The organism is Mesorhizobium sp. WSM3868, assembly GCF_002294785.1.
In the GTDB taxonomy this organism is placed as follows: Bacteria; Pseudomonadota; Alphaproteobacteria; order Rhizobiales; family Rhizobiaceae; genus Mesorhizobium.
The window spans coordinates 198,389-224,412 of sequence record NZ_NSGB01000003.1; the positions used below are offsets into that span (position 1 = coordinate 198,389).

The 26,024-nt window shown below is 60.8% G+C and carries 20 protein-coding genes; 16 read left to right on the plus strand and 4 right to left on the minus strand.

Translation table 11 applies throughout. The features are described from left to right. The first annotated feature begins 135 nt into the window (after positions 1-135). Positions 136-2,340 carry an adenylate/guanylate cyclase domain-containing protein gene (locus tag CK221_RS07165; RefSeq protein WP_095777233.1) on the plus strand — a complete coding sequence of 735 codons (2,205 nt, stop codon included), beginning with the start codon at positions 136-138 and terminating at the stop codon, positions 2,338-2,340. A 178-nt stretch (positions 2,341-2,518) separates the two neighbouring features. Here the strand turns inward: CK221_RS07165 and CK221_RS07170 are convergent, their stop codons facing one another. Next, positions 2,519-3,379, minus strand: a complete 861-nt coding sequence (locus CK221_RS07170; RefSeq protein ID WP_095777234.1) for a FecR domain-containing protein — start codon at positions 3,377-3,379, stop codon at positions 2,519-2,521. Positions 3,380-4,051: 672 nt separating this feature from the next. Here CK221_RS07170 and CK221_RS07175 point away from each other — a divergent pair. From CK221_RS07175 to CK221_RS07185, 3 genes are read left to right on the plus strand one after another with little or no spacing between them, the layout of a single operon-like run. Beyond that, the gene (locus tag CK221_RS07175) at positions 4,052-5,266 is read left to right on the plus strand and encodes a glycosyltransferase family protein (RefSeq protein WP_066994049.1); all 1,215 of its coding nucleotides are present in this window, start codon (positions 4,052-4,054) and stop codon (positions 5,264-5,266) included. A gap of 1 nt (position 5,267) precedes the next feature. After that, positions 5,268-6,512, plus strand: a complete 1,245-nt coding sequence (locus CK221_RS07180; protein WP_095777235.1) for a glycosyltransferase family 4 protein — start codon at positions 5,268-5,270, stop codon at positions 6,510-6,512. Continuing rightward, entirely contained in the window at positions 6,509-7,666 is a 1,158-nt protein-coding gene (locus CK221_RS07185; RefSeq protein ID WP_066994055.1) for a glycosyltransferase family protein, read from the plus strand. The genes CK221_RS07180 and CK221_RS07185 overlap by 4 nt, the downstream gene beginning before the upstream one ends. Positions 7,667-7,739: 73 nt before the next feature. On the opposite strand, the gene CK221_RS07190 is transcribed toward CK221_RS07185, so the two are convergent. Further along, the gene (locus tag CK221_RS07190) at positions 7,740-8,411 is read right to left on the minus strand and encodes a class I SAM-dependent methyltransferase (RefSeq protein ID WP_082980460.1); all 672 of its coding nucleotides are present in this window, start codon (positions 8,409-8,411) and stop codon (positions 7,740-7,742) included. A gap of 83 nt (positions 8,412-8,494) precedes the next feature. Here CK221_RS07190 and CK221_RS07195 point away from each other — a divergent pair, with 83 nt between their 5' ends. The 4 genes from CK221_RS07195 to CK221_RS07210 all read left to right on the plus strand — a co-directional run bounded on the left by CK221_RS07195 (position 8,495) and on the right by CK221_RS07210 (position 13,009). Next, positions 8,495-8,848, plus strand: coding sequence for a hypothetical protein (locus CK221_RS07195; RefSeq protein ID WP_095800379.1), 354 nt, complete (start codon positions 8,495-8,497; stop codon positions 8,846-8,848). A 15-nt stretch (positions 8,849-8,863) separates the two neighbouring features. Next, complete coding sequence (locus CK221_RS07200) at positions 8,864-11,578, plus strand: ABC transporter ATP-binding protein (RefSeq protein ID WP_095777237.1); 2,715 nt, start codon at positions 8,864-8,866, stop codon at positions 11,576-11,578. A gap of 102 nt (positions 11,579-11,680) precedes the next feature. After that, complete coding sequence (locus CK221_RS07205; protein ID WP_095777238.1) at positions 11,681-12,127, plus strand: cyclic nucleotide-binding domain-containing protein; 447 nt, start codon at positions 11,681-11,683, stop codon at positions 12,125-12,127. Between the two features lie 36 nt (positions 12,128-12,163). Then, a complete protein-coding gene (locus CK221_RS07210) occupies positions 12,164-13,009 on the plus strand; it encodes an MBL fold metallo-hydrolase (RefSeq protein ID WP_095777239.1) in 846 nt (281 codons plus the stop codon). Positions 13,010-13,060: 51 nt separating this feature from the next. On the opposite strand, the gene CK221_RS07215 is transcribed toward CK221_RS07210, so the two are convergent. Further along, entirely contained in the window at positions 13,061-13,837 is a 777-nt protein-coding gene (locus tag CK221_RS07215) for a polysaccharide deacetylase family protein (RefSeq protein ID WP_095777240.1), read from the minus strand. Beyond that, positions 13,834-14,922, minus strand: coding sequence for a glycosyltransferase family 4 protein (locus tag CK221_RS07220; RefSeq protein WP_095777241.1), 1,089 nt, complete (start codon positions 14,920-14,922; stop codon positions 13,834-13,836). The genes CK221_RS07215 and CK221_RS07220 overlap by 4 nt, the downstream gene beginning before the upstream one ends. Positions 14,923-14,997: 75 nt before the next feature. Between CK221_RS07220 and CK221_RS07225 the strand changes: the two genes are divergently transcribed. From CK221_RS07225 to CK221_RS07260, 8 genes are all read left to right on the plus strand, one after another. Continuing rightward, the gene (locus CK221_RS07225; protein WP_066994080.1) at positions 14,998-16,176 is read left to right on the plus strand and encodes a DUF3095 domain-containing protein; all 1,179 of its coding nucleotides are present in this window, start codon (positions 14,998-15,000) and stop codon (positions 16,174-16,176) included. A 108-nt stretch (positions 16,177-16,284) separates the two neighbouring features. Further along, the gene (locus CK221_RS07230; protein WP_095777242.1) at positions 16,285-17,628 is read left to right on the plus strand and encodes a nucleotide sugar dehydrogenase; all 1,344 of its coding nucleotides are present in this window, start codon (positions 16,285-16,287) and stop codon (positions 17,626-17,628) included. A gap of 267 nt (positions 17,629-17,895) precedes the next feature. Then, positions 17,896-19,236, plus strand: coding sequence for an adenylate/guanylate cyclase domain-containing protein (locus CK221_RS07235; RefSeq protein WP_067326319.1), 1,341 nt, complete (start codon positions 17,896-17,898; stop codon positions 19,234-19,236). Positions 19,237-19,378: 142 nt separating this feature from the next. Continuing rightward, positions 19,379-21,274, plus strand: a complete 1,896-nt coding sequence (locus CK221_RS07240; protein WP_095777243.1) for an ABC transporter ATP-binding protein — start codon at positions 19,379-19,381, stop codon at positions 21,272-21,274. Continuing rightward, positions 21,271-23,169 (plus strand): ABC transporter substrate-binding protein, encoded by a 1,899-nt coding sequence (locus CK221_RS07245; protein WP_095777244.1) that lies wholly within the window; start codon positions 21,271-21,273, stop codon positions 23,167-23,169. Before CK221_RS07240 ends, CK221_RS07245 begins: the two co-directional genes overlap by 4 nt. A gap of 2 nt (positions 23,170-23,171) precedes the next feature. After that, on the plus strand, positions 23,172-24,170 hold the full coding sequence (locus CK221_RS07250; protein ID WP_066994096.1) for an ABC transporter permease: 999 nt from the start codon (positions 23,172-23,174) through the stop codon (positions 24,168-24,170). Beyond that, positions 24,167-25,348: an ABC transporter permease gene (locus CK221_RS07255; RefSeq protein ID WP_095777245.1), complete on the plus strand. Its 1,182-nt coding sequence runs from the start codon at positions 24,167-24,169 to the stop codon at positions 25,346-25,348. The genes CK221_RS07250 and CK221_RS07255 overlap by 4 nt, the downstream gene beginning before the upstream one ends. 188 nt (positions 25,349-25,536) lie before the next feature. Beyond that, positions 25,537-26,016 (plus strand): class I SAM-dependent methyltransferase, encoded by a 480-nt coding sequence (locus CK221_RS07260; RefSeq protein ID WP_067326330.1) that lies wholly within the window; start codon positions 25,537-25,539, stop codon positions 26,014-26,016. The last annotated feature ends 8 nt before the right edge of the window (positions 26,017-26,024 follow it).

Here is a 26,024-nt window from a genome sequence, read left to right on the forward strand (position 1 = left end):
CTGCTCCGTTGGGCGTAAGGTTGGCGATTGCACATTTGCCGGGAACAATGCAGCCTAGCTTCGAGGCTCGAAAGCTGCCTCCCGGAGCGGGGCCATGCAGGCAGGATACGCGGCACAGTTACTGGTGCAGATGTCATGACACGCGCCCAGTTGGCCGGCGTCATCCTGGGTCTGTCGCTGGTCGCAGCGCTTACCATTGTCCGGGCGAGCGACCCGCACCCGTTGAGACTCGCCCGCGAAGCGACGTTCGACCAGTATCAGAGGCTGGCACCTCGCCGCTTCGAGTCGATGCCCGTCCGCGTGGTGGACATCGACGAGGCCTCATTGCAGCAGTTCGGGCAGTGGCCGTGGCCCAGGGATCGCATGGCGGCCATGGTCGAAAAGCTGACGGAGCTTGGTGCGGCAGCCATCGCATTCGACATCCTTTTCGCCGAGCCCGACCGTCTGTCGCCTCGCACTGTTCTCCGCGACGTGCCGGGCATCGATCCGGCCCTGCTCGACCAGTTGCCCGACAATGACGAGATCTTCGCCCGGTCGATCGCCGGCAAGCCAGTTATCCTGGGTTACGGCATCTCCAACGAAGGGAACTATCGGCCACAAATCAAAGCTGGCATTGCCTTTGCGGGCGAGAGCCCGGTCGCCGCTCCTCCCCATATCACGGCAGCCACGCCGCTGCGGCCCCAGCTTGAGGCCAATTCAGCCGGCATCGGACACATCAGCCTCAATCCCGGCAGATCGACCGCCGTGGTGAGGACAGCCCCACTCTTTCTGACTGATGGCGAGCAGCTTTATCCGGATCTTGCCCTCGAAGCCATAAGGGTAGTGCAGGGCGCCTCCACCTACCTCATTGCCGGCGCGCCGGATCGGCAGGGCATAATGACCTCCGTCAAGATCGGCGACTTCGTTATCCCGGTGACCTCGGCCGGCGAACTCTGGCTCTACGTCAGCCCCGACAGGGCCGAACGTTATGTTTCGGCGAAGGACGTGCTTGCACCCGGCGGCGTCTCGTCCGAAACGAGGGCCGCGATCGAAGGCAGCATCGTGTTTGTCGGCACCTCGGCCGCCGGGCTGCAGGATATTCGTGTCACCGCGCTCGGTGAGAACGTGCCGGGCGTCTCGATCCACGCCCAGATCGTCGAACAGGTGCTGTCCGGCCACTATCTGTCTCGGCCCGATTGGGCAAACGGGCTGGAAATCGCGTCGATCGCGATGCTCGGCAGCCTCCTGGTGATTCTGACGATTTTCGTAAGCCCCGCGATTGCGCTCGCCTGCGGCCTTGCGATCACGGGACTGGCGCTCGTCGCATCATGGTTTGCCTTTTCGCTTGCGGGACTGCTGTTCGACCCGTTTGCGCCGATCCTCATGGGCACGATCACGCATTTCGCGACAACCTCTTTCCGCTTCCTGGTGACTGATCGAGAGCGGCGCGCGATCCGGCGGGCCTTCGGTCAGTATTTGTCGCCATCGCTTCTCTACCGGATCGAGCACACGCGCGACGCGCTTCGTCTTGGCGGCGACGACCGAGAGCTGACCGTGATGTTTGTCGATGTGCGAAACTTCACGGAGATCAGCGAAAGACTGCCGCCCACCGCCGTCGTGCGGTTTTTGAACACGCTTCTCGACGCGCTCAGCCGTCATGTCACCGCCAATGAAGGCACGCTCGACAAGTTCATCGGCGATTCGATCATGGCCTTTTGGAATGCCCCGGTCGACGTCACCGATCATCCCCGCAAAGCCGCTCGCGCGGCATTGGCGATGCGCGAGACGATTGCCCGCCTCAACGAAAGCGATGCATTCGGATTCGGGGCCGGGCAGACGGTTCGCATCGGTATCGGAATCCATACCGGCGTCGCCTGTGTCGGAAATATGGGCGCGGAGTCGCGTTTCAACTATTCGGCCGTTGGCGACGCGGTGAACATCGCAGCGCGTATCGAGACAACGTGCAAGACGGTGAGTTTCGATATCCTCGCGTCCGACGACACAGTAAGATCGCTGCAAGGCTGGGCCTTGCTCGACGCGGGATCGCTGGAACTCAAGGGAAAGAGCACGAGGACCAGAATCAATGCCGTCGTAGGCGATGAAAACGTTGGGTCGTCGCCGGATTTTGCCGAATTGCGGCTTCTCCACGGCAAGCTCGTGGAGGCGTTGCAATCGCGCTTGCCAGGCACCCGAAAGATGATCGCGGCGGCCAAAGTCAAGGCTGCGGGCCTGCCGACAGGGTTGCAGGAATTCTATGGCCGGATCTCGCGCAGAGCGGATGATTTTGTTGGCAAGCGGGCGGGAGCGGCGATGGAAGCGAATGCCGGCTATGCGGAGCAACAATTCGGCTCCGGTTCCTGACCTTCATTGATGTAGGGCGGTCGACCGCTCGACTCGGTGGTGTTCAAGGGCAACAATTTCGTCCACCCCGACGTAGGGGCGAGTTGGCCCAGACCGGTTGGCGAAGTCGGATACGGACGCGCCGAGAAAAAGAGCGGCTATCCGTTGCTCTTGCCGCTGCCGGCCACCGCCGTCGTCGCTACTTTTTGCCAGGACCCTTGGATTTTCCGGGATTGCTGGGATCGTGCTTGCCCGGATCATTTCCATGGCCGTTGTTGCCGTCCTCTTTGTCGCCCCGCGGCGGGCTCGGCGGATCGGGGGTGCCCGGACCGGGTGGTGCCGGTGAGTTGCGCCGCTGCGGCCGCGCCGTATGCTCCTGCTGAATGGCAGCCGTAAGCCCGCAATTTCCGCCGATTGCGTCAAAGCCTCCCGAGAGCTGCTGATTGCCGGTCAGAAACGGCAATGCCCGCGAGGTCCCGAGTGTGGTGAGCACAGATCGATTGACCTTGACAACGTCGGTCATTGAGCCTGACGGCGTCGCGACCACACAATCGCAGCGCCGCTTCAGTTCCCTGCATCCGCCGCCGCTGCAGAATCGGGCCGACCCCTTCAGCAGCACGACGGCGGTTTTGCCGTTGGGCGCGATGTGGACATCGAATGCTGTTCCCCGCACGCCTATTGTGCCTGCGGGCGTCACAATCTGGTAGGCGGACGAAGGCGAGTTCCCGCTTATCCAGCGAAACGTTCCCTTGGCAGCGCGGATGGTGAGCTTCTTCACCGAATTATCATCGTTGAAGACGTATTTGTCGAGGACGACGGAAGAACCCCACCCCACCGCCAGCTTGGTGCCATCCCGGAACACGAATTGGCCAAGCCCGGTGTTGGATGTCCTGATACGTTCGTCCCGATGAACGGGTGCGCTGACCACCAGTGGTCCGGTTGCGCCGGTAACGGCAGTCTTGATCACGACTGCCCGGCCCACTGCTTCGGCGGCTATGGTCGGCGCATTGATGAGATTCGCGGCAAGCGCGACAACTGCAGCCCACCTCAAGGACGGCATGGCATCCTCCCCGAAACGCCTTTATTAGCACATGCTTGAAAGGCTGTCCCCGCGGAGTCATACCTCAATTTGAGTAGGACATGGCTCTTTCGCTCGGGCGACGCTCGAAGGCACAATTGTCGACGTTAGGTCCTGCGCTTGGGTGGGCCGCGCGGGTTGCCCCCTCGCTCATCGGGTCGGAGGTGGGATAACGCCAATGCTGTTACTGAATTCGTCTGGCTGAGGGACAAGGCGATGTTCTGCGTGGGCGGCGCGAGAGCGCCCGCATCTGGGGCATCGATCACGGTTTGTGTCGGCGCGCTGTCTTTGCAGATCTTCAGCCCATTCTTGGGCAGTTTAGCCGCGTCGGCCACGAGGGAGGAGCGCCATCGCCCTGGCCGCATTTCTGAAAGCAAGCAATCGGCCAGCCCGCGACCCGTCTCGATACGAGTGCATGTATCCACCGTGATCTATCTGCAGCGCACGAGGCCGACAAGGCAAATAGGCTGGGCATCGGATCCAATGTGCATAGCAGCTGAGCAGACGCTGCTCAGCATATGAACCCTCTTGGGTAATATAATTTGAAAAAATTGCTCCCTCATGTTCAAAACAGGTCGATAGACCCGCGAGAAATGGGTTCGAATCCTGCGGGGGCCCGCGGTCCTCAGGCGAGAATTCTAAAGAGGTTCGACAATGACCCAGCACGTACAAGATGCTCGAATTCTCATGTACAGCCACGACACGTTCGGGCTCGGCCACTTGCAGCGCTGCCGCACGATCGCGCATTCCCTGGTCGAGGATTTCCACGGACTTCAGGTGCTGATCATTTCGGGCGCGCCTATCGCCGGCGCCTTCGACTACCGCGCCCGCGTCGACTTCGTGAAGATCCCGAGCGTCATCAAGTTGCGCAACGGCGAATACACTTCGCTGGAAAAGGATATCGATCTGCATGAGACGCTAAGAATGCGCCAGTCGATCATTCGCCACACAGCCGAGACGTTTCGGCCGGATATCTTCATCGTCGACAAGGAACCGCTCGGGCTGCGCGGTGAGATCGAGGACACGCTGTCCTACCTCAAGACGCGAGGCACTACGCTGGTGCTTGGCCTGCGCGAGGTGATGGATGCGCCGCATCTGCTGGAAGCAGAGTGGGAACGCAGGGATGTGATGCGCAAGATAGGCCTGTTCTACGACAAGGTCTGGGCCTACGGTCCGCCGGATTTTTACGATCCGTTGACCGGCCTGGATGTGCCGCCGGCTATCAGGGCAAAGATGAAGTTCGTCGGTTTCCTGCAACGGAGCCTGCAGAAGAACGAGTTGCCCGGCCACCGCCCCGAGGGCGACTATATCCTCGTTACGACCGGTGGCGGCGGCGACGGCGCCGATCTGATCCACAACGTTATCGATGCCTATCAGCAGGATCCGCAATTGCAGCATAGGGCGTTGATCGTGCTTGGGCCCTACATGCCGGCGCGCAAGCGCAACAAGTTTCTTAAGAAGGGGTCCAAAATCCCATATATCAAGATCATCGAATTCGACAACCGCATGGAAGAGCTGATTGCCGGCGCCAAGGCGGTAGTGGCGATGGGCGGTTACAACACCTATTGCGAGATACTGTCTTTCGACAAGCCGGCGCTGATCGTGCCGCGCGTCAAGCCGCGCGAGGAGCAACTGATCCGCGCACGGCGAGCAGCCGAACTCGGTCTCATCAAGATGCTTTCGCCGGAAGAAGCCGAGGATTCCCAGCGGTTTGCCGATACACTGAAGGTGCTGCCGGATCGGCCCCGCCCATCGCAGAGCAATCCGCATCTGAGGCTGGAAGGGCTGCCTCATATTTCCGCGATCGTCGCGGAACTGCTCGACAGGCGGGCGGGCCATCATCTTTCGGTCATTGAAGGCATCAACTGAGTTGCAACATCGCAAGATCGTCGTGGTTCTGAAGGGTTATCCGCGGCTGTCGGAAACCTTCATCGCGCAGGAACTGCTCGGGTTGGAGCGAGCGGGGTTCGACCTGATACTCGTTGCGCTGAGGCGGCCAACCGACGCAAAACGCCATCCGGTGCATAACGAGATCAAAGCGCCCGTCCATTATTTGCCGGAATACCTGCATGAAGAACCGCTGCGCGTGGCTCGCTCGCTGTTTGCTTGTCTGCTGCGGCCAGGCTTCTGGCGCGCGCTCGGATCGCTGGCTGCCGACATCCCCCGCGACTTTACGCGCAATCGCGTGCGCCGCTTCGGGCAAGCGCTCGTGCTGGCGGCCGAATGGCCGGAAGATGCGGGCTGGCTGCATGCGCATTTCGCGCACACACCGGCATCGGTGACACGCTATGCCAGCCAGCTTCGCGGTCTGCCCTGGAGCTGCTCGGCCCATGCCAAGGACATCTGGACTTCGGCTGACTGGGATCTGGCCGGCAAGCTTTCCTCGGCGCGCTGGACGGTCACCTGCACGAAAACCGGCTTCGACCGTCTAAAAAAACTCGCTAACGGCAACTCGTCATTACATCTGAGCTATCATGGGCTCGACCTTGATCGCTTCGGCAGCTTCCGCGGGGCGCGGAAACCGCATGACGGCTCGGCACCGGACGAACCGGTTGTCGTTCTGAGTGTCGGGCGCGCCGTTGAAAAGAAAGGTTACGATACGTTGCTGGAGGCGCTTGCCCTCCTGCCTGGTGATTTGGCGTGGCGTTTCGAGCATATCGGCGGTGGCGACGAACTGGAACGGCTCAAGGCGTTGGCGCAAAAGCTCGGCCTGGATGGTCGCGTCTCTTGGAAAGGCGCGCTTGCTCAGGAGGAGGTGCTTGAGCACTACCGCCGCGCCGACATCTTCGCCCTGGCCTGCAGGATCACCGCAAATGGCGACCGGGACGGTCTGCCGAATGTTCTGGTTGAGGCGGCCAGCCAGCGGCTTGCCTGCGTGTCGACCGATATTTCCGGCGTGCCGGAGCTTTTATCTTCGGATGAAACCGGGCTGCTGGTCCCGACAGAAAATCCAATTGCCCTGGCACAGGCGCTGGAGCGCCTTATCCGTGATCCCCTGCTGCGCGCCCGCCTCGGTGACGCTGCAGAGTGGCGCGTGCGCGCCAATTTCGATCATATGACAAGCATTGGGCAGCTCAAGGAACTGTTCGAGCGGGAGTGGCGGGCCGCCGAATGAAGCGACTGCGCGCCTTCTTCTATGTCCAGCACCTCCTCGGTATCGGCCATCTTGCGCGCGCCAGCCGCATTGCGGCGGCTCTGGTCGATGACGGGTTTGACGTAACCGTGGTGACGGGCGGCGCGCCGATCGCGGGGTTTCCAGGATCGGGCGTCAAATCTGTATCTCTGCCTCCCGTCACCTCCGGCGATGAAGGATTTTCCGGACTTGTCGACCTGCAGGGCAAACCCATCGACGATGCTTTCAAGAAATGGCGTTCGGAGATGCTGTTGCAGGCCTATCGGGATTGCGGGCCCGATATCGTCATCGTCGAGGCGTTTCCATTTGGACGCCGGCAGATGCGTTTCGAACTCCTGCCGCTGATCGAGTCCATCGAGGCGACATCACCCAGACCGCTGCTGGCGACGTCCGTCCGTGATATCCTTCAGGAGCGCGTCAAGCCGGGCCGAAACGAGGAAACGGTCGATCTCATCAACAGGCATTTCGACCTTGTCATGGTCCACGGCGATCCGGCTTTCGCAACCATCGACAAGACCTTTCCATTGGCTGGGGCGATCAGGGCCAAGGTTGCCTACACTGGGCTCGTTGCCGCGCCGCCACCGCCCGCGGTCTCCGAGCGCTTCGACGTTCTGGTGTCGGTTGGCGGCGGGGCTGCCGGAAAGAGCCTCGTCAGTGCCACTGTCGCAGCGGCGCGGAATGCCAACGGCGCTTGGAAATGGTGTTTGATCACCGGTCCAAACCTGCCGAAAGGCGAGTTCGATGCGATCGCACGCGATGCCACGCCGGGCCTGTCGATCTTCCGGTTCCGCGAGGATTTCGCCAGCCTGCTGAACGGCGCCCGCCTGTCAGTCTCGCAGGCGGGTTACAACACGGTCTGCGACGTCCTGCGCGCGGGTTGTCGCTCGCTGCTCGTTCCGTTTGCAGCGGGCGCGGAAACCGAACAGACGGTTCGCGCCCTGATGCTCGAAGAACTCGGTCTTGCAACGGTGCTGACGGAAAAGGACCTAACGCCTGAAGGTTTGGCACGAGCGATCGAACAGGCGCTTGCTGGACCGAGGCCGTCCGCGCATCGTCTCGATCTGGAAGGCGCGCGTCGCTCAGCGCAAATCCTGCGCGAGCGACATCGAACATGGTCCCTGAAAACGGAACTCTAGCTAACGCGCGTCGCCCCGGTGAGATTCGCGCGACGTCGTTATTCGAGAGCCGCCACGCTTTGAGCGAAATGCGTTAAACAGTTCCAATCAGCATGAAGCGCGTATAATTTTTTGTCGGCAGTTCGCCCGAGAACCGCACCTCCCGTAGCGCCGCCATTGCTTCGAAGGCTGCCAGTGAAGCCACGCAGTTGATGTGGGTCGGCTCGCTGAAATAATCGTTCGATTGCAGCAATACATTCGTGCCCCGCGGAAGCAGGGCAAGCCAGGCGCGCAGATCGACTATGTGTTCGCAGCTCGTATTGACCACCAGGTCGGGCTGCGCGGCCGCATAGTCAACGGCGTACATATCTGCCGTCAGCGCCCGGAACCGGTCAACGGCATCCCGGTTGAGGGTCCGGGCGACCGGCGCGACTTCGGGATCGATGTCGACGCTATCAATCGCCCCGATGTCGAAGCGAGCATCGTTGAAAAGCATTGCCGGCAGTACGCCGTACCATCCACCCAGAACACATATGCGCCCGAACCGGCCGCCGCAGCTGTCGAACAGCTTGTCGAGTGCCCACATCTTGCAGGCGACCTGCTTGTGGTTGAAGGCGTTGGCGATATCGGCCTGCGGATGCCTGGCGATGACGCGCGCCAGCCCTGCCACGAGAGGGTGGTTGACATAGGCGGCAATTCCCCGCGTGAGGTCCAAGGCCTGTTCGTGCCCGTCCATGCCCGCATTGCGTGGTTGCGTGACATCCATCATACTCGTCTTGTAGGTTGGGATTTCGGGCGACACAACGCAATCTTGCCCCGGCAAGGCTGGTTGGTTCGCGGACGTTGATCATGCTGCACGCCGCTTCGCCATTGCCCCGTGCCGGAGAGGGGCTGTCGCATCAGTCCGGACCATCGGCGTTCATGCGCCAGCATCAGCAGCGCAGCTGTGGCGGCCGTTCGCCAAAACGCCACGGCAGCCGTCAATCGTTTGGCCAGCTGCTTTCTTCGCTGATCAACAATGCCCGTGTTGCGGTCATCGACCATGCGCCTGAACTGGATCGCGCCGCCTCGCAGCGTCCTTTCATCGTTGAGCGCAGGACAATCACGGTGCACTGTGGCTCGAAGCATGTCGTTGGCGATGAAGAAATTGCCGATGCGCCATTAGCCAGCAGGTGCTTCTATGTCCTGCAGCCTTGCAATTGAACGGTCCACGGTCGGATGGAACCCAGTCTAGCCCGCTATATCTGGACGCACACCAAGAAGCAGCAGGTCTGGATATTGATGATCGTCGTGCTTTCGATGATCCCCTATTTCATATCCTTCGATCTGCCGAAGCTGATCGTCAACGGCCCTATCCAAGGTAAGGGTTTCGGAGAACCCGGCGCGACCCAGCCGTTCATGAGGCTGCACTATGACCTGCCGTTCATTGGTGAGGTGCAGTTCTTCTCCGGCTTTCAGCTCGACCGCACGGAGACGCTGTTTGCGCTGAGCATTGTTTTCCTTTTGCTAGTCATCATCAACGGCCTGTTCAAACTCTACATCAACACATACAAAGGCCGACTTGGCGAGCGCATGCTGCGGCGTATCCGTTTCGATCTGATCGATCGCGTGCTGCGGTTTCCGCCGATTTACTTCAAACGCGTGAAATCCGCCGAAGTGGCGACCATGGTGAAGGACGAGGTGGAGCCGCTGGGGGGCTTCATCGGCGATGCCTTCCTGCAGCCGGTGCTGCTCGGCGGTCAGGCGCTGACGGCCATGCTGTTCATCATGGTGCAAAACTTCTGGCTCGGAACGATTGCGGTCGTGATCGTGGTGATCCAGATCGTGCTCATCCCGCGCATGCGGCGGCGGCTGATCGTGCTCGGGCGCGAACGGCAGTTGACGGCGCGCGCGCTCTCGGGCCGGGTCGGCGAAATCGTCGACGGCATCGGCGCGGTTCACGTCCACGACACATCAAACTACGAGCGCGCCGACATAGCTGCCCGGCTCGGCCTCATCTTCAAGATCCGCTTCGATCTTTACCAATGGAAATTCATGGTGAAGTTCCTCAACAATTTTCTGGCGCAGCTCACGCCCTTTCTGTTCTACATGATCGGTGGCTACCTGGTCATCCGGGGGCGGCTGGACGTCGGCCAGCTGGTGGCCGTGATCAGCGCCTACAAGGACCTGCCCGGACCGATGAAGGAACTGATCGACTGGGATCAGGCTCGCCAGGACGTCCAGGTCAAATACCAGCAGGTCGTTGAACAATTCACCGTCGAGGGTCTCATCGCGCCGAGAATTGGAGCGTTGAGGATCGACGCTCCCGGTCCGATGACCAACCCGCTGTCGGCGATCAATCTGTCCATAGCGGACGATGGCGGTGGAATGCTCCTCGACCGGATCTCGCTCCAGGTCAAGCCGGGTGAGACGGTGGCGCTGGTCAGCACCGCAACAGGTGGAGCGGAGGCGCTGGCAGAAGCCTTCGCGCGGTTGAACTGGCCGGACAGCGGAAAGATCGCTTCGGGCGCCGACGACCTGCTTGAACTTCCCGAAGCGGTGACCGGGCGGCGCATGTCCTACGCCTCGTCGGATGTTTTCCTGTTCCATGCAAGCCTCCGCGATAACCTGCTCTACGGGTTGAAGCATGCGCCGCTGACATCGGTGCCTTATGAGGGTGCTGCGGCAGACCAGCAGCGCTGGAACATTCACGAGGCGCGGCGGTCGGGCAATTCGGACCTCGATATCCGGAGCGACTGGATCGACTATGCTTCCGCCGGGGCCACCGGCCCGCACGACCTCTTTGAGGCAGTGCGCCGGGTGCTCGACGCGGTTCTTCTGTCGCGCGACATTCTGGATCTCGGCTTGCGCTCCTCGGCTGACCTGACGCGTCACACGGAACTCGCCAGGCGTATCGTCGAACTGCGTGCGGCGCTGCGAACCAGGCTGGAACAGGAAGGGCTGAGCGGACTGGTGGTTCCTTTCGAACCAGGCGCCTACAACAAGGAAGCATCGATCGGCCAAAACCTGCTCTTCGGCGCCGCCGCCGGCCCCGAACTGGCCGACAAGGCGCTAGCGGCCAATCCCTATTTTGCTTCTGTGCTGAGACAAGCCGGGCTCGACCGCACGCTTTTCGAAATGGGCATGGAGATCGCCGAACAGGCGATCGAGCTGTTTGCCGACCTGCCGCCCGATCACCAGTTCTTCCAGCAGCTCGCCTTCATGGGCGCCGAAGAGATACCCGCCTACGAAACCTTGCTACAACGGCTCAAGAACCGTCCCTACGAGGCAGTTTCGGAGAACGATCGCGCCATGATCGTTACACTGAGCTTTGCCTATATCGAGCCCCGGCACCGCTTCGGCCTGCTGAGCGAGGATCTGATGAGCAAGATCGTCGCTGCACGCAACCGGTTCTATGAAACCCTGCCGTCCGAGCTGCAAAATGCGATCGAACGCTATGATCCTGCCAAATACATTGCCGCGGCCAGCGTCATGGATAATGTCCTGTTCGGGCGTGTGGGCAACAACCATCCCGACGCGCCGGATCGCATCCGCTCCATCGTCTATGACATTCTCGACGAGTTGGGGCTTTATGCCGAACTTCTGGATGTTGGCCTGGACTTCAACGTCGGCGCCGGCGGCAGGCGGCTGACCGCTGGACAGCGGCAGAAGCTCGATGTTGCCCGGGCCCTGCTCAAGCGTCCCGATTTTCTCATTCTCAACCGGCCGCTGTCGGCGCTCGACCAGCGTGCGCAGGACAAGGTGCTGCGAAACGTGCTCGACGAAGCCAGGTGCGACGGCCATTCGCCGGCAATTGTGTGGGTCGTGACGAATCCGGCAATGGGGATGATGTTCGATCGCGTTATCGTCTTCGACTCGGGTAAATTGGTGGAAGACGGAACGCTCGAGACACTTTTGGCAGGGAAGGGTATCTTCAAGGAACTGCTGTCTTAGACCAACGGGCATTGAGATGGGATCGTTCTGTCGGTGGGAATTGGCTGCAAGGCCACGGGATACGGCGCCTGGCAAACGCGAATTTTGAGAAGGTTTGCGACAATGCTGCTCAAGGATGAAGTTGGAATGCTGCAACGCGTTCCCTTGTTCTCCGGCATCGAACCGACAAAGCTCAAGCTGCTTGCGTTCACATCCGATCGCGTGAGCTACAGCGCCGGCCAGATCCTTTTCCGGCAGGGCGACGAGGGAGACGCCGCCTATGTCATCCTCTCAGGCAGGGCGGATGTTCTGGTCGATTCCGACAGCGGGCCGATAAAAGTTGCCGAACTGCTGCCAAATTCGATCGTTGGCGAGATCGCCATCTTGTGCAACAGCTCCCGCACTGCCACCGTCAGAGCGGCAAGTCCGCTGGAAGCCTTGAAAATCAGCAAGGATCATTTCCTGAGGCTTATGAAGGAGTTCCCGGAGATGACCATCGAGATATTGCGGGTTCTTGCCGATCGTCTAAGCCATACGACCGCGGACCTGATCGACGCACGAAACGCCTAGCAGCAGTTGTTTGGCCACGACGGGCGAAGGAGCAGCATGGATTTCCTGGTCAGGTTTTGGGGCGTGCGCGGCAGCATTTCGGTATCGGGACCAGAATTCTCTCGCTATGGCGGTAACACGAGCTGCATTGAGATGCGATGCGGCAAGCATATGCTTCTGTTCGACGCCGGTTCTGGCCTAGGGCTTGCCGGCAGGGCGTTTCGGGCCTCGGGCGTGACCGATTTCGAGCTGTTCTTCACCCATTGCCATTACGATCACATCATCGGGCTGCCGGCTTTCAAACCGATCTATGACCGGAGCGTCAAGGTCAGGCTTTGGTCCGGCCATCTTGCAGGACGCATGACGACCCGTCAGATGGTCGATGAATTCATGCGGCCGCCGTGGTTTCCGGCCAAGCTCGACATCTGCAAGGCAAGCATCGACTGCCGCGATTTCGTATCCGGAGACGTTCTACGGCCGCGCGAAGGAGTGGTGGTCCGAACCGGCAGTCTCAACCATCCGGGAGGCTGCATAGGCTACCGCGTCGAATGGGGCGGCCGTATCGTGGCGGTGATCACAGACACTGAGCACGAGCCGGGTAAGCTGGATCAGGCGGTGCTCGACCTGATCGAAGACGCCGACCTCGTCATCTACGATTGCACCTATACCGAGGACGAAATGGAAGACCGCCGTGGCAACGGGCACTCGACATGGCAACAGGGCGTCAAACTGTGTGAGGCAGCCGGTGCCCGAGGGCTTGGGCTGTTCCACCACGATCCGACACGCACCGACGAGCAATTGGACGAGATCGAGAAACTGGCCAAAGCCAGGTTTGCCGGCGCTTTTGCCGCGCGGGACGGCCAGACGCTCAAATTTCCAGTCTCATTGCACAAAAAGCGCTGAGCTATTTTGCTCTATCTTATTGTTTTGACGCAATTCCGGACGGAAATCCGCTCACACTTTTCCTGGAATTGCTCTACCGCCGCCACGCCGGATCAATGTCCTGATCGGAAGCCATGCGCAGGCTTTAGTCTGTGCGGCGACTGTGAACAGCCGTTCGAGAAAAAGCCAGGCCGATTCATCGTGGACGAGATGATGGGTGAGCAGGCCGGCCGGTTCGCCACCGTCGAATGCATGCCGCAATTGCGCAATGATGGCCTGAACCAAGGACCCATGATCGCGACAGCCGCGCGTGCCATGCCAATCGATGATGTCGACATTGCTGTTGATGACCGGCACTGGGGCCGGCTTCGGCGGCCCAAAGACCGACAATGCCGCAAATCCTACCGATCCAAGCTCCGATACCAAGCCGGGGTCGATTCTGTTCCAGGGTGGCACCAGCATCGGAACGGCACGCGCGCCGTGCAGCCCGGTTAGGCGCGACAGCCCGCGAGCCATATCATCGAGCACCGCCTGGCGTGGCCGATGCGCGCCGAGTTCCTGCTTTTTCTGGTCCTCCGGCGCATAGTTTCGGTGCGCCCAGCCATGGATGGCGACCGAGGCATGCGGCGCCTCGTCAAGCCGGACGACAAGCCTCTCGTCAGTCAGCGCCGGAATGACGGCCAGAGTGAGCGGAACCGCGAATTCACGGGTGAGGTCCAGCAGCCGATCAAGCGCAGCCGTCGGATCCACAGCGTCGTCGTCGCGCAACCAGAACTCCGCCTTGCGGTCCGCCCGTCGCCAGCACGCCAGTTCTTCCACCAAGGGCTGCCAGATCTGATCGAATGTCATGCGACCGCGATCTTCGCAAGGAGTTCGGAAAGACACGCCGCTGCAGTAGCGAGGGAGCGTTCTTCGAGGATGAAACGTCTGGCGTTGCCGGCCATGGCGGTTCTTTCGTCGTCACGGACCAGAAGCCTTTCAATGGCAGACGTGAACGCTGCCACATCGCCCGGCGGGGTGAGAAATCCGGTCTGGCCATCCCGCACGACCTCCGGCACGCCGGCGATGTCCTGCGCCACCACCGGAAGGCCGGCAGCTTGTGCTTCAAGATAGGCAACGCCATAGGCTTCGCCGCAACCCGGCCAGACGTAAATCCCTCCACTGTAGAGGACATCCGGCACGGCGGCTGGCTCGATCGCGCCAAGCCATTCGATCCGGTCGGCGGGAAGGCCGGCGAATTGCGCTTTGACCTCGTCACGGGCAGGCCCGTCCCCGACGACCGACATGGTCCAGGGCAGGTGGCCGATCGGAGCGAGGGCGTGCGCGAGCATGCGATAGCTATCGACCTTGTCGCCCGGTCGCATCATGGCGACGGTAACGAGACGCGTCGGACAACCACGCGCCGGCAGTTCCCGGAATACCGATGTGTCGATGAAGGGCGAAAGCATGCCGAAAACGGCGTCTGGAAGAGCGTCTGTCAGTCCCCGACGATCCCTTTGCGTGAAGCAGATGTTCAGCGCCGCCTGTTCGACGGCTCGCGCCACCAAGGCTTGCATATCGGCCCAAAAACCGACGTTGCGCCGCCTCGAATAGGAGGCTTCCGCGGTCACATAGGGGATGGCAAAGGCCGACGCCAGCTCTGGCCCGATCAGGTCGGGCGCCTTGTAATAGAGATGATAGGAGAACCAGAGGTCGGGCTTGCCGTCACGCTGCCAAAGCTCTGTCAGTCGCGCGACTTCCTGTCGGGCTTCGACCTTGAGCGCATCGAAACTTTTCGACTCCGGTTCGCGTAGATAGAAGCGCAATTCGGATGCCAGATCGACGCGATGCCCTCCATGCTCAAGCGCCTTGATCAACATCCGTGCCATCTGACGATCGCCAGAGGCAACGGCATGATTGGGCGACTTCAGCGGCGCGTAGAAGGCAATTCGCATCGCCGGAGCCTATCATTGGAAAGCCTGCGCAAGTCAATTTCGAAGCATGATCGAGTTTCACCTTCAAGCAGTGGAATGTGCTATTGCATGCTCATGGAAACAGCCGCAGCGTCCGACCCGTTCGTCGCTTCCTTGCCGGTATTCGCGAAGTTCGAAAGCGTTGCCGATATCGACAACTATCGGCCGCTCCCCGATGGCTGGGCGCTGGCCACCGCCGACATCGTCGGCTCGACCAAGGCGATCGGGGCCGGGCGCTATAAAACCGTGAATATGGCCGGCGCCAGCGTCATTTCGGCGCTGCTCAATGCCCTGGGTCGGCAAGATCTTCCCTTTGTCTTCGGCGGCGACGGCGCGCTCGTGGCGTTTCCGAGCTCGGCCCTCGAGATAACGCGCAACGCCCTGGCGGCGGTCCAGCGATGGGTGGCGGACGAGTTGGCCCTGACCTTGCGCGCCGCAATCGTGCCGATAGAGGATATAAGAGCGCAAGGCCTCGACGTTCGGGTAGCGAGGTTCCGGGCCTCCGAAGCGGTGTTCTATGCCATGTTTGCCGGCGGCGGCGGCAGTTGGGCGGAAGCCGAGATGAAAGCGGGGCGCTACCTGATCGATCCTGCGCCGGCAAACGCGCGGCCGGATTTGACCGGTCTCTCCTGCCGCTGGAGCCCGATCGAAGCCCGGCATGGCGAAATCGTCTCGATCATAGCCGTTCCGGGGGCCTCGCGCGATGTGCGCGGCTTTCAGGTTCTGGCTTCCGACATCATCGCCCTGGTCGGCCGACAGGAGCGCGATGGCCATCCGGTGCCGGTGAACGGGCCGGCCTACGGTTTTTCGCCCGCCGGCCTCGATCTCGAGGCCCGGGCCGTCGCGCCCGCGGGAAGGCGGTGGTTGTCGAAGCTGTGGATAGTGTTCCTGTTGTCGCTTGCGGCTGTCACCGATCGATATGGCTGGACGATCGGGAGGTTCGATCCGAAGATCTACAAACGCGACGTGGCCAGCAATTCGGATTTCCGGAAGTTCGATGACGGCTTGAAGATGACCATCGATGTAGATGCGGATTTGTTGCAGCGGATCGAGCACCGGCTGCAGCAGGCCGAAGAGGCAGGCATTTGCACCTATGGCCTGCACCGCCAGCAATCGGCGTTGATGACGTGCCTCGTCGCCTCGCCGCTGCAGCGCGATCATGTTCATTTCATCGACGGCGCCGCCGGCGGTTATGCGATGGCTGCCGCAAGCCTGAAGGCGAAGGTGTCGGCCTGACGACGGCTTGCGGAGATCCATTTTCCGCAATATGCCTCGGGGTTGTTGGACCCACATGAGCCTCGCCGTGGAAGCGGGCAGTCTGTCCACATTGAGGAAAACAGATTTTTGGACGCCTCACGATCGACATATGACAGTCTGCTGAACCGGATTTCGACGCGCACCGCGCAAGTCGGGGTGATCGGACTGGGTTATGTCGGATTGCCGCTGGCGGTCGCGGTAGCACGCGCCGGCTCCCCGGTTTTCGGCTTCGACATCGAAGCCCAGAAGGTCGAGAATCTGAACAGCGGGCAATCCTACATCGAGGCGGTGACGTCCACCGCCCTTGCCGTCGAGGTGTCGAGCGGACGGTTTCGCGCCACTGCGGATTTTGCCGAACTGGCCGTCTGCGATGTCATCATCATCTGCGTTCCGACGCCGCTGACGAAAAACCGCGAGCCAGACCTCTCCTTTGTCAGGAACACGGCAGGCACCATCGCGAAGCATCTGCGTCTCGGCCAGCTGGTCGTGCTGGAATCGACCACCTATCCCGGCACCACCGACGACGTGATCAAGCCCATCCTGGAACAAACCGGCTTGCAGTCGACAATAGACTTCTTCCTTGGCTTCTCGCCCGAACGCGAGGATCCCGGCAACCGCAGCTTTGAAGTCGCGACGATCCCCAAGGTCGTGGCAGGCGACGGCATTGAAGCGGCGGCGCTCGTGAAGGCCTTCTACCAAGGTGTGGTCAAGACCGTCGTTCCGGTTTCCACCACCGCGACCGCCGAGGCGGTCAAGCTGACGGAAAACATCTTTCGCTCGGTCAACATAGCCCTGGTCAACGAGTTGAAGGTCGTGCTCGGTGCGATGGGCATCGACATCTGGGAGGTGATCGAGGCGGCAAAGAGCAAGCCCTTCGGCTACATGCCTTTCTATCCTGGGCCCGGACTTGGCGGGCACTGCGTCCCGATCGATCCTTTCTACCTGACGTGGAAGGCGCGCGAATACGAACTGCCGACCCGCTTCATCGAGCTGGCGGCAGAGATCAACACGGCTATGCCGCGTCATGTGGTCGATGAACTGGCCAGGGCGCTGGATCGGCGTTGCGGCAAGGCGCTCAGCCGCTCGCGCATTCTCATCATTGGGCTCGCCTATAAGAAGAATGTGCCGGACATCCGCGAGAGCCCTTCATTGCGGCTCATTGAACTCATCGAGGAATGGGGCGGCAAGGCCGAATTCCACGATCCGCACGTCAGAGAAATTCCGGCGACACGGGAGCATATGCCGATCAAGGGGCGTCGGTCTGTCGAATTGAGCGAGGGGACCTTGAAGGATTTCGATGCTGTCGTCGTTGCAACCGACCACGACGCGATCGACTATCAGGCGATCGCCGATCACGCCCTTCTGATCGTCGACACGCGCAATGTTTTCGGCCGCCTCGGGCTAGCCCGAGAGACGGTGGTAAAGGCCTGACGGCGGTCTGAGCCGGCGAATTCTTTGCTCGATGTCAGGATCGTGGTTGCACTCGGCCGGCAGCGTCGACACATAATGCCGCGAGTAAATAGATACAGTTAGCCTGTCGCTCGCCCGCACGGACAGCCAGTTGCGAAGTTCTTCGCCGGCTTTTCCTGCCAAAGCTGGCTTGATTGACTTCGGGGATCTCTTCTTGGGGTCGTTGGCGGACTGTGTTGTGGGCGGATCAAACGACAATGCCTCGTCTTCGAGGAGTTTCGAGATAGCATGAGCACAACGCAAGCAGAAATTTCCACCATCCTCATGGATAAGGTAGCCGATTGGCTGAACCAATCGGTACTTGCCGGCAACGACCTGGAAACATTGGTAAAAGGCTTTTGCGAACGGCTGGCTGCTGCCGGCCTGCCGTTGAAGCGGGTGCATTTGAGCTTTTCGATGCTTCATCCGCTTTATGATGCGCTTGGCTTCACCTGGGTTCGCGGCCGAGGCTTAGAAATCGAAAGCTTCCGCAATGAGCCCGGCGCGCCGTCCGACAGGTTCCTGACCAGCCCATACTATCATCTGCTCAGCAACAAGCTCGACCACCTGCGACGCCGGCTCGACCCGTCGCTGCCATCGGAGTTTCCTGTTTTCGATGATCTCAGGCTTATAGGCGTCACCGACTATTTGGCTTTCGTGCATTCCTTCAACGGCAACGCCAGTCAGGGCATGATGGGGTCCTGGTCCACCGACAGTGCCGCAGGGTTCAGCGACAGCATGATTTCGGCGCTGCTGCGCATCCAGAACCATCTCGCTATGGCAACCAAGATGGCGGTGCTCACCAAGCTCGCCGACAACATGATGACCACTTATCTCGGCGGCGACGCCGGCAGGCGCGTGCTTGACGGTCAGATCAAGCGCGGCGAGGGCGATACAATCCGGGCCGCGCTGGTCATGGGCGACATGCGCGGGTCGTCAAGGCTTGCCGAAACCTCCGGCCGTGAAATCTATATCGATACGCTGAACCAGTTTTTCGACGCCGTTGCTGCACCTTTCAATCGCAAAGGTGGGCAAATCATGAGTTTCATCGGGGATGGCTTCATCGCCGTTTACCCTTGCGAAAGGCATCGCTCGCAGTCCGAGATCGCCTGCCAGGCTGCTCTTGCGGCAGCGCGCAGCGCCACAGCGCGCGTGACGGATCTCAATCTGCGCAGAAAGGAAAAGGGGCTAACCGACATAAAATTTGGTATCGGCCTACATGTCGGCAATGTGATGTTCGGCAATGTCGGGCTTACCGACCGGCTCACATTCTCCGTCTTCGGCTCGGCTGTAAACGAGGTCCAGCGCCTCCAGGTACTGACCAAGAAATATCCGCACAGCATTCTCGCCAGCAAGGAATTCGCCAGCTATTGCGGCGCCAGCAACTGGCTGACGCTCGGCAGCGAGGAACTGGCTGGCATCAAGCAGAAGCTGACGGTGCTCTCACCCGATCTGTCGGGTGCTCTCGCAGTCGATGAAGACGGTGCGCTGGAGCCGGTTTATGACCGAAGATCGGACGCCGAGCAGGTCATGCTGCTTCACCGCGATGCCGCGCGGCTGTCGGCGGGCGACCCGAGCAAGCTCCAGTAACCGCCACGACCTGATCGGAATGCCCCAGGTAGACAGTCCGCTCGCCGGTTACGCCACTGGCGACCGTTCCGAATCCAAGTTGCTCTAAGCTGGCAATAGGTTAGTCTCGCTTCCGAACCTGCCAGATTGGGGCTGGTGTGGAATGAATTCGGGTGTTGATCTGCTGCGGATCGAGGATGTTGGCATCTCTTTTGCCATCATCGGCGGACCGTTGCATGCCGTCAGGCGCGCAAATCTTCGCGTCCTGCCCGGCAAGGTTACCGCGCTTGTGGGCGAGTCCGGCTCCGGAAAATCGGTTCTCAGCCAGGCAGTGATGGGCATTTTGCCGGGATCAGCCCATGTTCGCGGCCGTATCCTATTCTCCGATCCTGAAAGGCCCGGCACGACGCAAGATATCCTGAAGATGCCGCGTGACGGACCCGAAATCCGGGCATTGAGAGGCAGCCGCATCGGCAAGATCTTTCAGGAGCCGATGACATCGCTGTCGCCTCTGCACACAATCGGCAACCAGGTCAGCGAATCCTTGGAGATTCATACCCGCATGGCTCGGGCGGAGCGCAAGGCGCGGACCGAAGAAATGCTCGGTCTTGTCGGCTTTCCGAATCCCAAACGCGCCTATGATATGTATCCCTTTGAGCTTTCAGGAGGATTGCGTCAGCGCGCCATGATCGCCATGGCGCTTATCTGCCGGCCCGCCCTGTTGATCGCCGACGAGCCGACGACGGCGTTGGACGTCACCATCCAGGCGCAAATCCTCCATTTGCTGCGCGGCCTTCAGACCAAGCTAAACATGGCGATGCTGCTGATCACCCACGACCTTGGCGTGGTCGCCAACGTCGCCGACGAGGTGGTGGTCATGTACCATGGCGAGATCATGGAAGCGGGACCTGTCGAGGCGATATTCCGCCGACCAGGTCACCCTTACCTGAAGGGCCTGATGGCGGCCGTTCCGCATTTTGACCTGAAGCCTGGCGAAAGGCTAAAGGCGCTGCGCGAGGTGCCGGTGAATGTCGAGAACCTGCTCGGCAAACAGACGGCGCCGCCGTCGAAGGGGCCAGACGATATCCTGTTGTCGGTCAGGGATCTGAAAAAGACCTTCACAATCCGCAAGTCCGGATTGTTCGGCGGGGATCATCAAACCACGGTTCGCGCCGTGGGCGGCGTGAGCTTCGATATCAGGCGGGGCGAGTGCCTGGGGCTGGTCGGCGAAAGCGGCTCCGGCAAAACCACGGTCAGCAAGATCCTTATGCGGGCTATCACCCCTAGCGGCGGCTCTGTGACGTTCAACGGCCGCGATGGAGCGATCGACGTCTTGCAAGGCGAGGGAGACGCCCTGCGCATGCTGCGCGCGAAAATCCAGATGGTCTTCCAGGATCCGGTTTCATCGCTGTCACCTCGCATGACGGTGGAGAACATCCTGAGCGAGCCGCTGGAGATTCATCAACGTGGCGATGCCGCGTCCCGACTCGCCACCGTCAAGAGCCTGATGCAGGCGATCGGGCTCGATCCGCGCTTCATCAAGCGCTATCCGCACAGTTTCTCCGGCGGGCAGCGTCAGCGTATCGGCATCGCGCGCGCGTTGGCGCTGGGCCCTGAACTGCTGATCTGCGACGAGCCGGTTTCGGCGCTCGACGTCTCTGTCCAGGCGCAGATCTTGAACCTGCTGAAGGACCTGCAGAAGGAACTGGGCCTGACCTACCTGTTCATATCGCACAATCTGGCGGTGGTGGACTACATGGCAGACCGAATCGCGGTGATGTGCGGCGGGCGTATCGTCGAGCTTGCGCCACGCGAAACTCTGCTGAGGAAACCGATCCACCCCTACACGCGCTCACTCGTCGCCGCAGTACCTTTCCCCGACCTCGACAGGCCGATGGATTTCAAGACGCTGAAGCTCAGCGGCGCTTCCGACACCAGCGCATGGGGACCGCAATTCCGCGACGAGGGCGACGAGGATGTACTGTCGCCGCTCGATCTTGGTGGCGGTCACCTGGTGCTGGCCCGACGTTCGGCCGATGCCAGCGAGCTACGCCATTGATCAGCCGGCGCACCGTCCTTGGACTCATGGCTTCGGCGTTTGTGCCGGGCACGTTGCGCGCAGGCGATCTGGAGCCGGAATTTCTTCAGCCGCTGCTGAAGGCCCTGGCCCTGCCGGCACTCTCCGAGCGCTTGCCCAAGAGCCCGCGCGTGTTGAATCTCGCTGCGATGGGGCGGCAGCCCGGCCAGTATGGCGGCACGCTGCGCACGATCATCGGCAGTCAGAAAGATATCCGGATGATGACGATCTACGGATATGCTCGCCTCGTCGGCTATGACGAAAAGCTCAACTTGCAAGCCGACATTCTTGAAAGTTTCGAGGTGGCAGACGATCGCGTCTTCACCTTCAAGATACGGGAAGGACATAAATGGTCTGACGGTAGCCTGCTGACGCCGGAGGATTTTCGCTATTGCTGGGAAGATGTCTGGCTGAACGACGAACTTTCGCAAGGCGGGCTCGCCCCGGCCCTGCTGGCCGACGGCAAACCGCCACGCTTCGAGATCGTCGATCCGTTGACGGTCCGTTATACCTGGGATGCGCCGAATCCCGACTTCCTGCCCAAGCTCGCTGCTGCTTCGCCGCTATCGCTTGTTCTGCCGGCCGCCTATCTCAAGCAGTTCCACAAGAAATACCAGGATCCATTCCGGCTCGCCGGCCTGATGGAGGAGAACAGGGCCAAGAAATGGACGCTCCTGCATATCCGCATGTCGCGGCAGTATCGCCCGGAGAACCCGGAACTGCCGACGCTCGATCCCTGGCGGAACCGGACCAAGCCGCCGGCTGAGCAGTTCGTCTTCGAGCGCAATCCGTTCTTTCACCGCATAGACGAGAATGGCCGGCAACTGCCCTATGTTGACCGGATTGTCATGAATGTGAGCTCGTCGGCGATTATTTCCGCCAAGACCGGCGCGGGCGAGAGCGACCTGCAATGCATGGGAATTGATTTCAGCGATTACTCCTTCCTGAAGGACGCGGAGAAGCGCTACCCGGTCAAGATGCATCTCTGGAAACGCACACAGGGTTCGCGACTGGCGCTGCTGCCCAATCTGAATTGTGCCGACCAGGTCTGGCGTGGCCTTTTTCGCGACGTGCGCGTGCGTCGAGCACTGTCGCTCGCTGTGCACAGGCGCGAGATCAATATGGCCGTGTTCTATGGATTGGCGCAGGAAAGTGCCGATACGGTCCTGCCGGAGAGCCCGCTCTACCGGCCCGAATTCGCGAAAGCCTGGGTCACCTACGATCCTGATCAGGCCGATGGCCTACTCGACGAGGTCGGGCTTCAGACGCGTGACAATGACGGCCTGCGGATACTTCCCGATGGACGCCCGGCGCAGATCGTCGTGGAAACGGCCGGCGAAAGCACGCTGGAAACGGATGCGCTCGAGCTCATCAGCGATCACTGGCGCCAGATCGGTATCGCCCTGTTCATCCGGACTTCGCAGCGCGACATCTTTCGCAGTCGCGCGCTTGGCGGCCAGATCATGATGTCGATGTGGTCAGGCATCGACAATGGCGTGCCGACCGCCGATATGAACCCGTACCAGCTGGCCCCCACCATTGACGACCAACTGCAATGGCCGCTCTGGGGTGCTCACTACTTGTCTCGTGGCAGGCTCGGCGAGGCGCCCGATCTTCCGCCTGTGGTCGAGTTGATGACCTTACTCAAGCGCTGGAACGCATCGACCGAAGCCACGGAGCGCGCTGAAATCTGGAATTCAATGCTGTCGATCTACACCGATCAGGTGTTTTCGATCGGCACGGTGAACGGAACATATCAGCCGGTTCTGGCCTCCTCGCGGCTGCGCAATCTGCCTGACAAGGCGCTCTACGGCTACGACCCGACCGCCTATTTCGGTGTCTACATGCCCGATACATTTTGGCTTGGAGAGTCCTGAGCGTGCTTCGATATATTGTCTGGCGCCTCGCCGTAATGGTTCCAACGCTGCTGATCATATCGGCGCTTGTGTTCACGATCATCGAACTTCCCCCAGGCGACTATTTCGACAGCTATGTTGCCGAGCTTCGGGCTCAGGGCGAAGCGGTGGATTCCGACCGCATCGAGATGATGCGGAAGGACTATGGTTTCGACAAGCCGCCGGTCATTCGCTACTTCTACTGGGTCGGCGGGATGCTGCACGGCGATTTCGGCTATTCCTTCGAATATGAGCTGCCGGTTCGCGACGTGATCGGGGACCGAATGTGGCTGACCGTGCTGGTTTCCTTCGTGACAATCCTCTTCACCTGGCTCATCGCCTTTCCGATCGGCATGTACTCGGCCACGCATCAATACAGCTGGGGCGACTACGGCCTGACTTTCTTCGGCCTTCTCGGCCTTGCCATCCCGAACTTCATGCTGGCGCTGATCCTGATGTATTTCGCCAATATCTGGTTCGGCACGTCCGTCGGCCATCTCATGGACCAGCAATATCTCGGCGAGCCGATGAGCTGGGCCAAGGCGAAGTCGATCCTCGCCCATCTCTGGATCCCGGTCTTGATCATCGGCACCGGGGGCACGGCAAGCATGATCCGGCGGCTGCGCGCCAATCTGCTCGATGAGCTTCACAAGCAATATGTAGTGACCGCGCGCGCCAAGGGCCTTCATCCCTTCAGGACCCTGGTCAAATACCCGCTGCGCATGGCGCTCAATTTCTTCATTTCGGACATCGGCTCTATCCTGCCGGCCATCATCTCCGGCGCCGAAATCACGGCGATCGTGCTGTCTTTGGAAACGACCGGGCCGATGCTGATCAAGGCGCTGCAAAGCCAGGACATGTATCTGGCAGGGTCGTTCCTGATGTTCCTTGCCTTCCTGACGGTCATCGGCGTGCTGATTTCCGATCTGGCGCTGGCACTGCTTGATCCACGAATTCGTTTGCAGGGCGGCAGTACCAAATGAACACGCAATCGCCACTTCCCGCTCCGGGTGCTCCGCTGCAACACTATGTTTCCATCGCGCCCTTTGACCTGCAGTCGGTCGAGGCAATGACGCCGGAGCAGTCGAAGGTCTTTCAGGCGTCGCAGTCGCGGCTGATGTGGTGGAAATTTCGACGGCACCGGCTTGCTCTTGTATCCGGCATATTCCTGGCGGTGCTCTATTTCGCGATACTGATCTGCGAGTTCCTGGCGCCCTACAATCTGCACACGCGCAACATGGACTACATCTATGCGCCGCCGCAGCGGGTGCACCTGTTCCACAACGGCCAGTTCGTCGGGCCGTTCGTCTACGGCCGCCAAATGACGCTGGATATGGACACGCTGAAGCGGAACTACATCGACCAACAGGATGATGTTCAGCGGATCCGTTTCTTCTGCAAGGGCGACAGCTACCGGTTCTGGGGCCTGATCGAAGGTCACAGGCATTTTGTCTGCCCTGCCGAAAACGGCCAGCTCTTTCTGGCCGGCACTGACAGGTTGGGGCGCGATGTGCTCTCGCGCATCATCTATGGTGCACGCATTTCACTGACGATCGGCCTCGTCGGCATCAGTTTCAGCTTCCTGCTCGGTATAGTCATCGGCGGACTGGCCGGCTATCACGGCGGCATCTTCGATCTGATCGTTCAACGGATAATCGAAGTTCTGCAATCGATCCCCAGCATTCCGCTATGGCTGGCTCTGGCAGCGATCATGCCGATAACCTGGAGTCCGATCCTGATCTATTTCGGCATCACCGTCATCCTCGGGCTGCTCGACTGGACCGGATTGGCGCGGGCCGTGCGTTCAAAGCTTTTAGCGTTGCGCGAGGAGGATTACGTTCTGGCCGCGCAATTGATGGGCGCCAGCAGCGGCCGCATTATCCGGCGGCACCTCATTCCGGGCTTCATGTCGCATCTGATCGCGACGGCGACGATCTCCATACCCGGCATGATCCTGGGCGAGACGGCGCTGAGCTTCCTCGGGCTCGGCCTGCGGGCGCCGATAACCAGTTGGGGCATCCTGCTCACCGAGGCGCGCAGCGTCAGCGTGATCGCGTTTTATCCATGGCTACTTTTGCCGATCCTCCCCGTCATTCTCGTCATTCTGGCGTTCAATTTCCTGGGCGACGGCTTGCGGGACGCGGCGGACCCCTACAAATGACATCGCCAGTCCGCCGCGCTTCAAGGCGCAGACTCCGCCCGGTTCGTCGGGGGCCTGTTCTGTTGCTGTGTTGACCGTTCGCCTCTATATGCGGCGACGCCGGATCGGGCTAACACGTTGCTCTCGGGCTTCATCCTGGTCGCAGGCATTGCCGGTCTCTTGAGCTGGTTCAGGACACACAAACGCATATGAGTCGCCTCGAAAGTTTCATCCGCAGGCTGACCGCACAGCGCGACATTCTCGATCAAGTCTGCGCGGAGGTGGCGAAGATCGAGGGTCCCATCCTTGAGCTCGGCCTCGGCAATGGCCGGACGTTCCACCATCTGCGCGAGCGTCTGCCCGGCCGACGGATCGTGGCGTTCGACCGCGCACTTGCCGCACACGCCAGCTCAATTCCCGAAGCTGAAAACCTCGTGCTCGGCGAAATCCGCGAGACGGCGAGCAGGTTCATCGGCATCGAGGCCGCTCTTGTTCATGCCGACATCGGCACCGGCTATGAAGATCGCGATGCAGTGACCTCTACCTGGCTCCCCGAACTGACCGCGCGCCTGCTTCGCGTCGGAGGCATTGCGGTCAGCGGCACGCCGCTCGATCACCCGCAGTTGCAACGCCTTCCACTGCCGCCTTCGGTACCCGCCGATCGCTATTTTGTCTGCAGGCGCGTCTGAGGTCCGCA

Bases quoted from the DNA above. Each gene is read 5' to 3' on its own strand.
- CK221_RS07225 (WP_066994080.1), top strand. From the start codon at position 14,998: ATGTGCTATTGCATGCTCATGGAAACAGCCGCAGCGTCCGACCCGTTC.
- CK221_RS07220 (WP_095777241.1), bottom strand. From the start codon at position 14,922: ATGCGAATTGCCTTCTACGCGCCGCTGAAGTCGCCCAATCATGCCGTT.
- CK221_RS07185 (WP_066994055.1), top strand. From the start codon at position 6,509: ATGAAGCGACTGCGCGCCTTCTTCTATGTCCAGCACCTCCTCGGTATC.
- CK221_RS07260 (WP_067326330.1), top strand. From the start codon at position 25,537: ATGAGTCGCCTCGAAAGTTTCATCCGCAGGCTGACCGCACAGCGCGAC.
- CK221_RS07235 (WP_067326319.1), top strand. From the start codon at position 17,896: ATGAGCACAACGCAAGCAGAAATTTCCACCATCCTCATGGATAAGGTA.
- CK221_RS07170 (WP_095777234.1), bottom strand. From the start codon at position 3,379: ATGCCGTCCTTGAGGTGGGCTGCAGTTGTCGCGCTTGCCGCGAATCTC.
- CK221_RS07215 (WP_095777240.1), bottom strand. From the start codon at position 13,837: ATGACATTCGATCAGATCTGGCAGCCCTTGGTGGAAGAACTGGCGTGC.
- CK221_RS07210 (WP_095777239.1), top strand. From the start codon at position 12,164: ATGGATTTCCTGGTCAGGTTTTGGGGCGTGCGCGGCAGCATTTCGGTA.
- CK221_RS07195 (WP_095800379.1), top strand. From the start codon at position 8,495: ATGCTGCACGCCGCTTCGCCATTGCCCCGTGCCGGAGAGGGGCTGTCG.
- CK221_RS07175 (WP_066994049.1), top strand. From the start codon at position 4,052: ATGACCCAGCACGTACAAGATGCTCGAATTCTCATGTACAGCCACGAC.
- CK221_RS07255 (WP_095777245.1), top strand. From the start codon at position 24,167: ATGAACACGCAATCGCCACTTCCCGCTCCGGGTGCTCCGCTGCAACAC.
- CK221_RS07205 (WP_095777238.1), top strand. From the start codon at position 11,681: ATGCTGCTCAAGGATGAAGTTGGAATGCTGCAACGCGTTCCCTTGTTC.
- CK221_RS07190 (WP_082980460.1), bottom strand. From the start codon at position 8,411: ATGGATGTCACGCAACCACGCAATGCGGGCATGGACGGGCACGAACAG.
- CK221_RS07200 (WP_095777237.1), top strand. From the start codon at position 8,864: ATGGAACCCAGTCTAGCCCGCTATATCTGGACGCACACCAAGAAGCAG.
- CK221_RS07240 (WP_095777243.1), top strand. From the start codon at position 19,379: ATGAATTCGGGTGTTGATCTGCTGCGGATCGAGGATGTTGGCATCTCT.
- CK221_RS07165 (WP_095777233.1), top strand. From the start codon at position 136: ATGACACGCGCCCAGTTGGCCGGCGTCATCCTGGGTCTGTCGCTGGTC.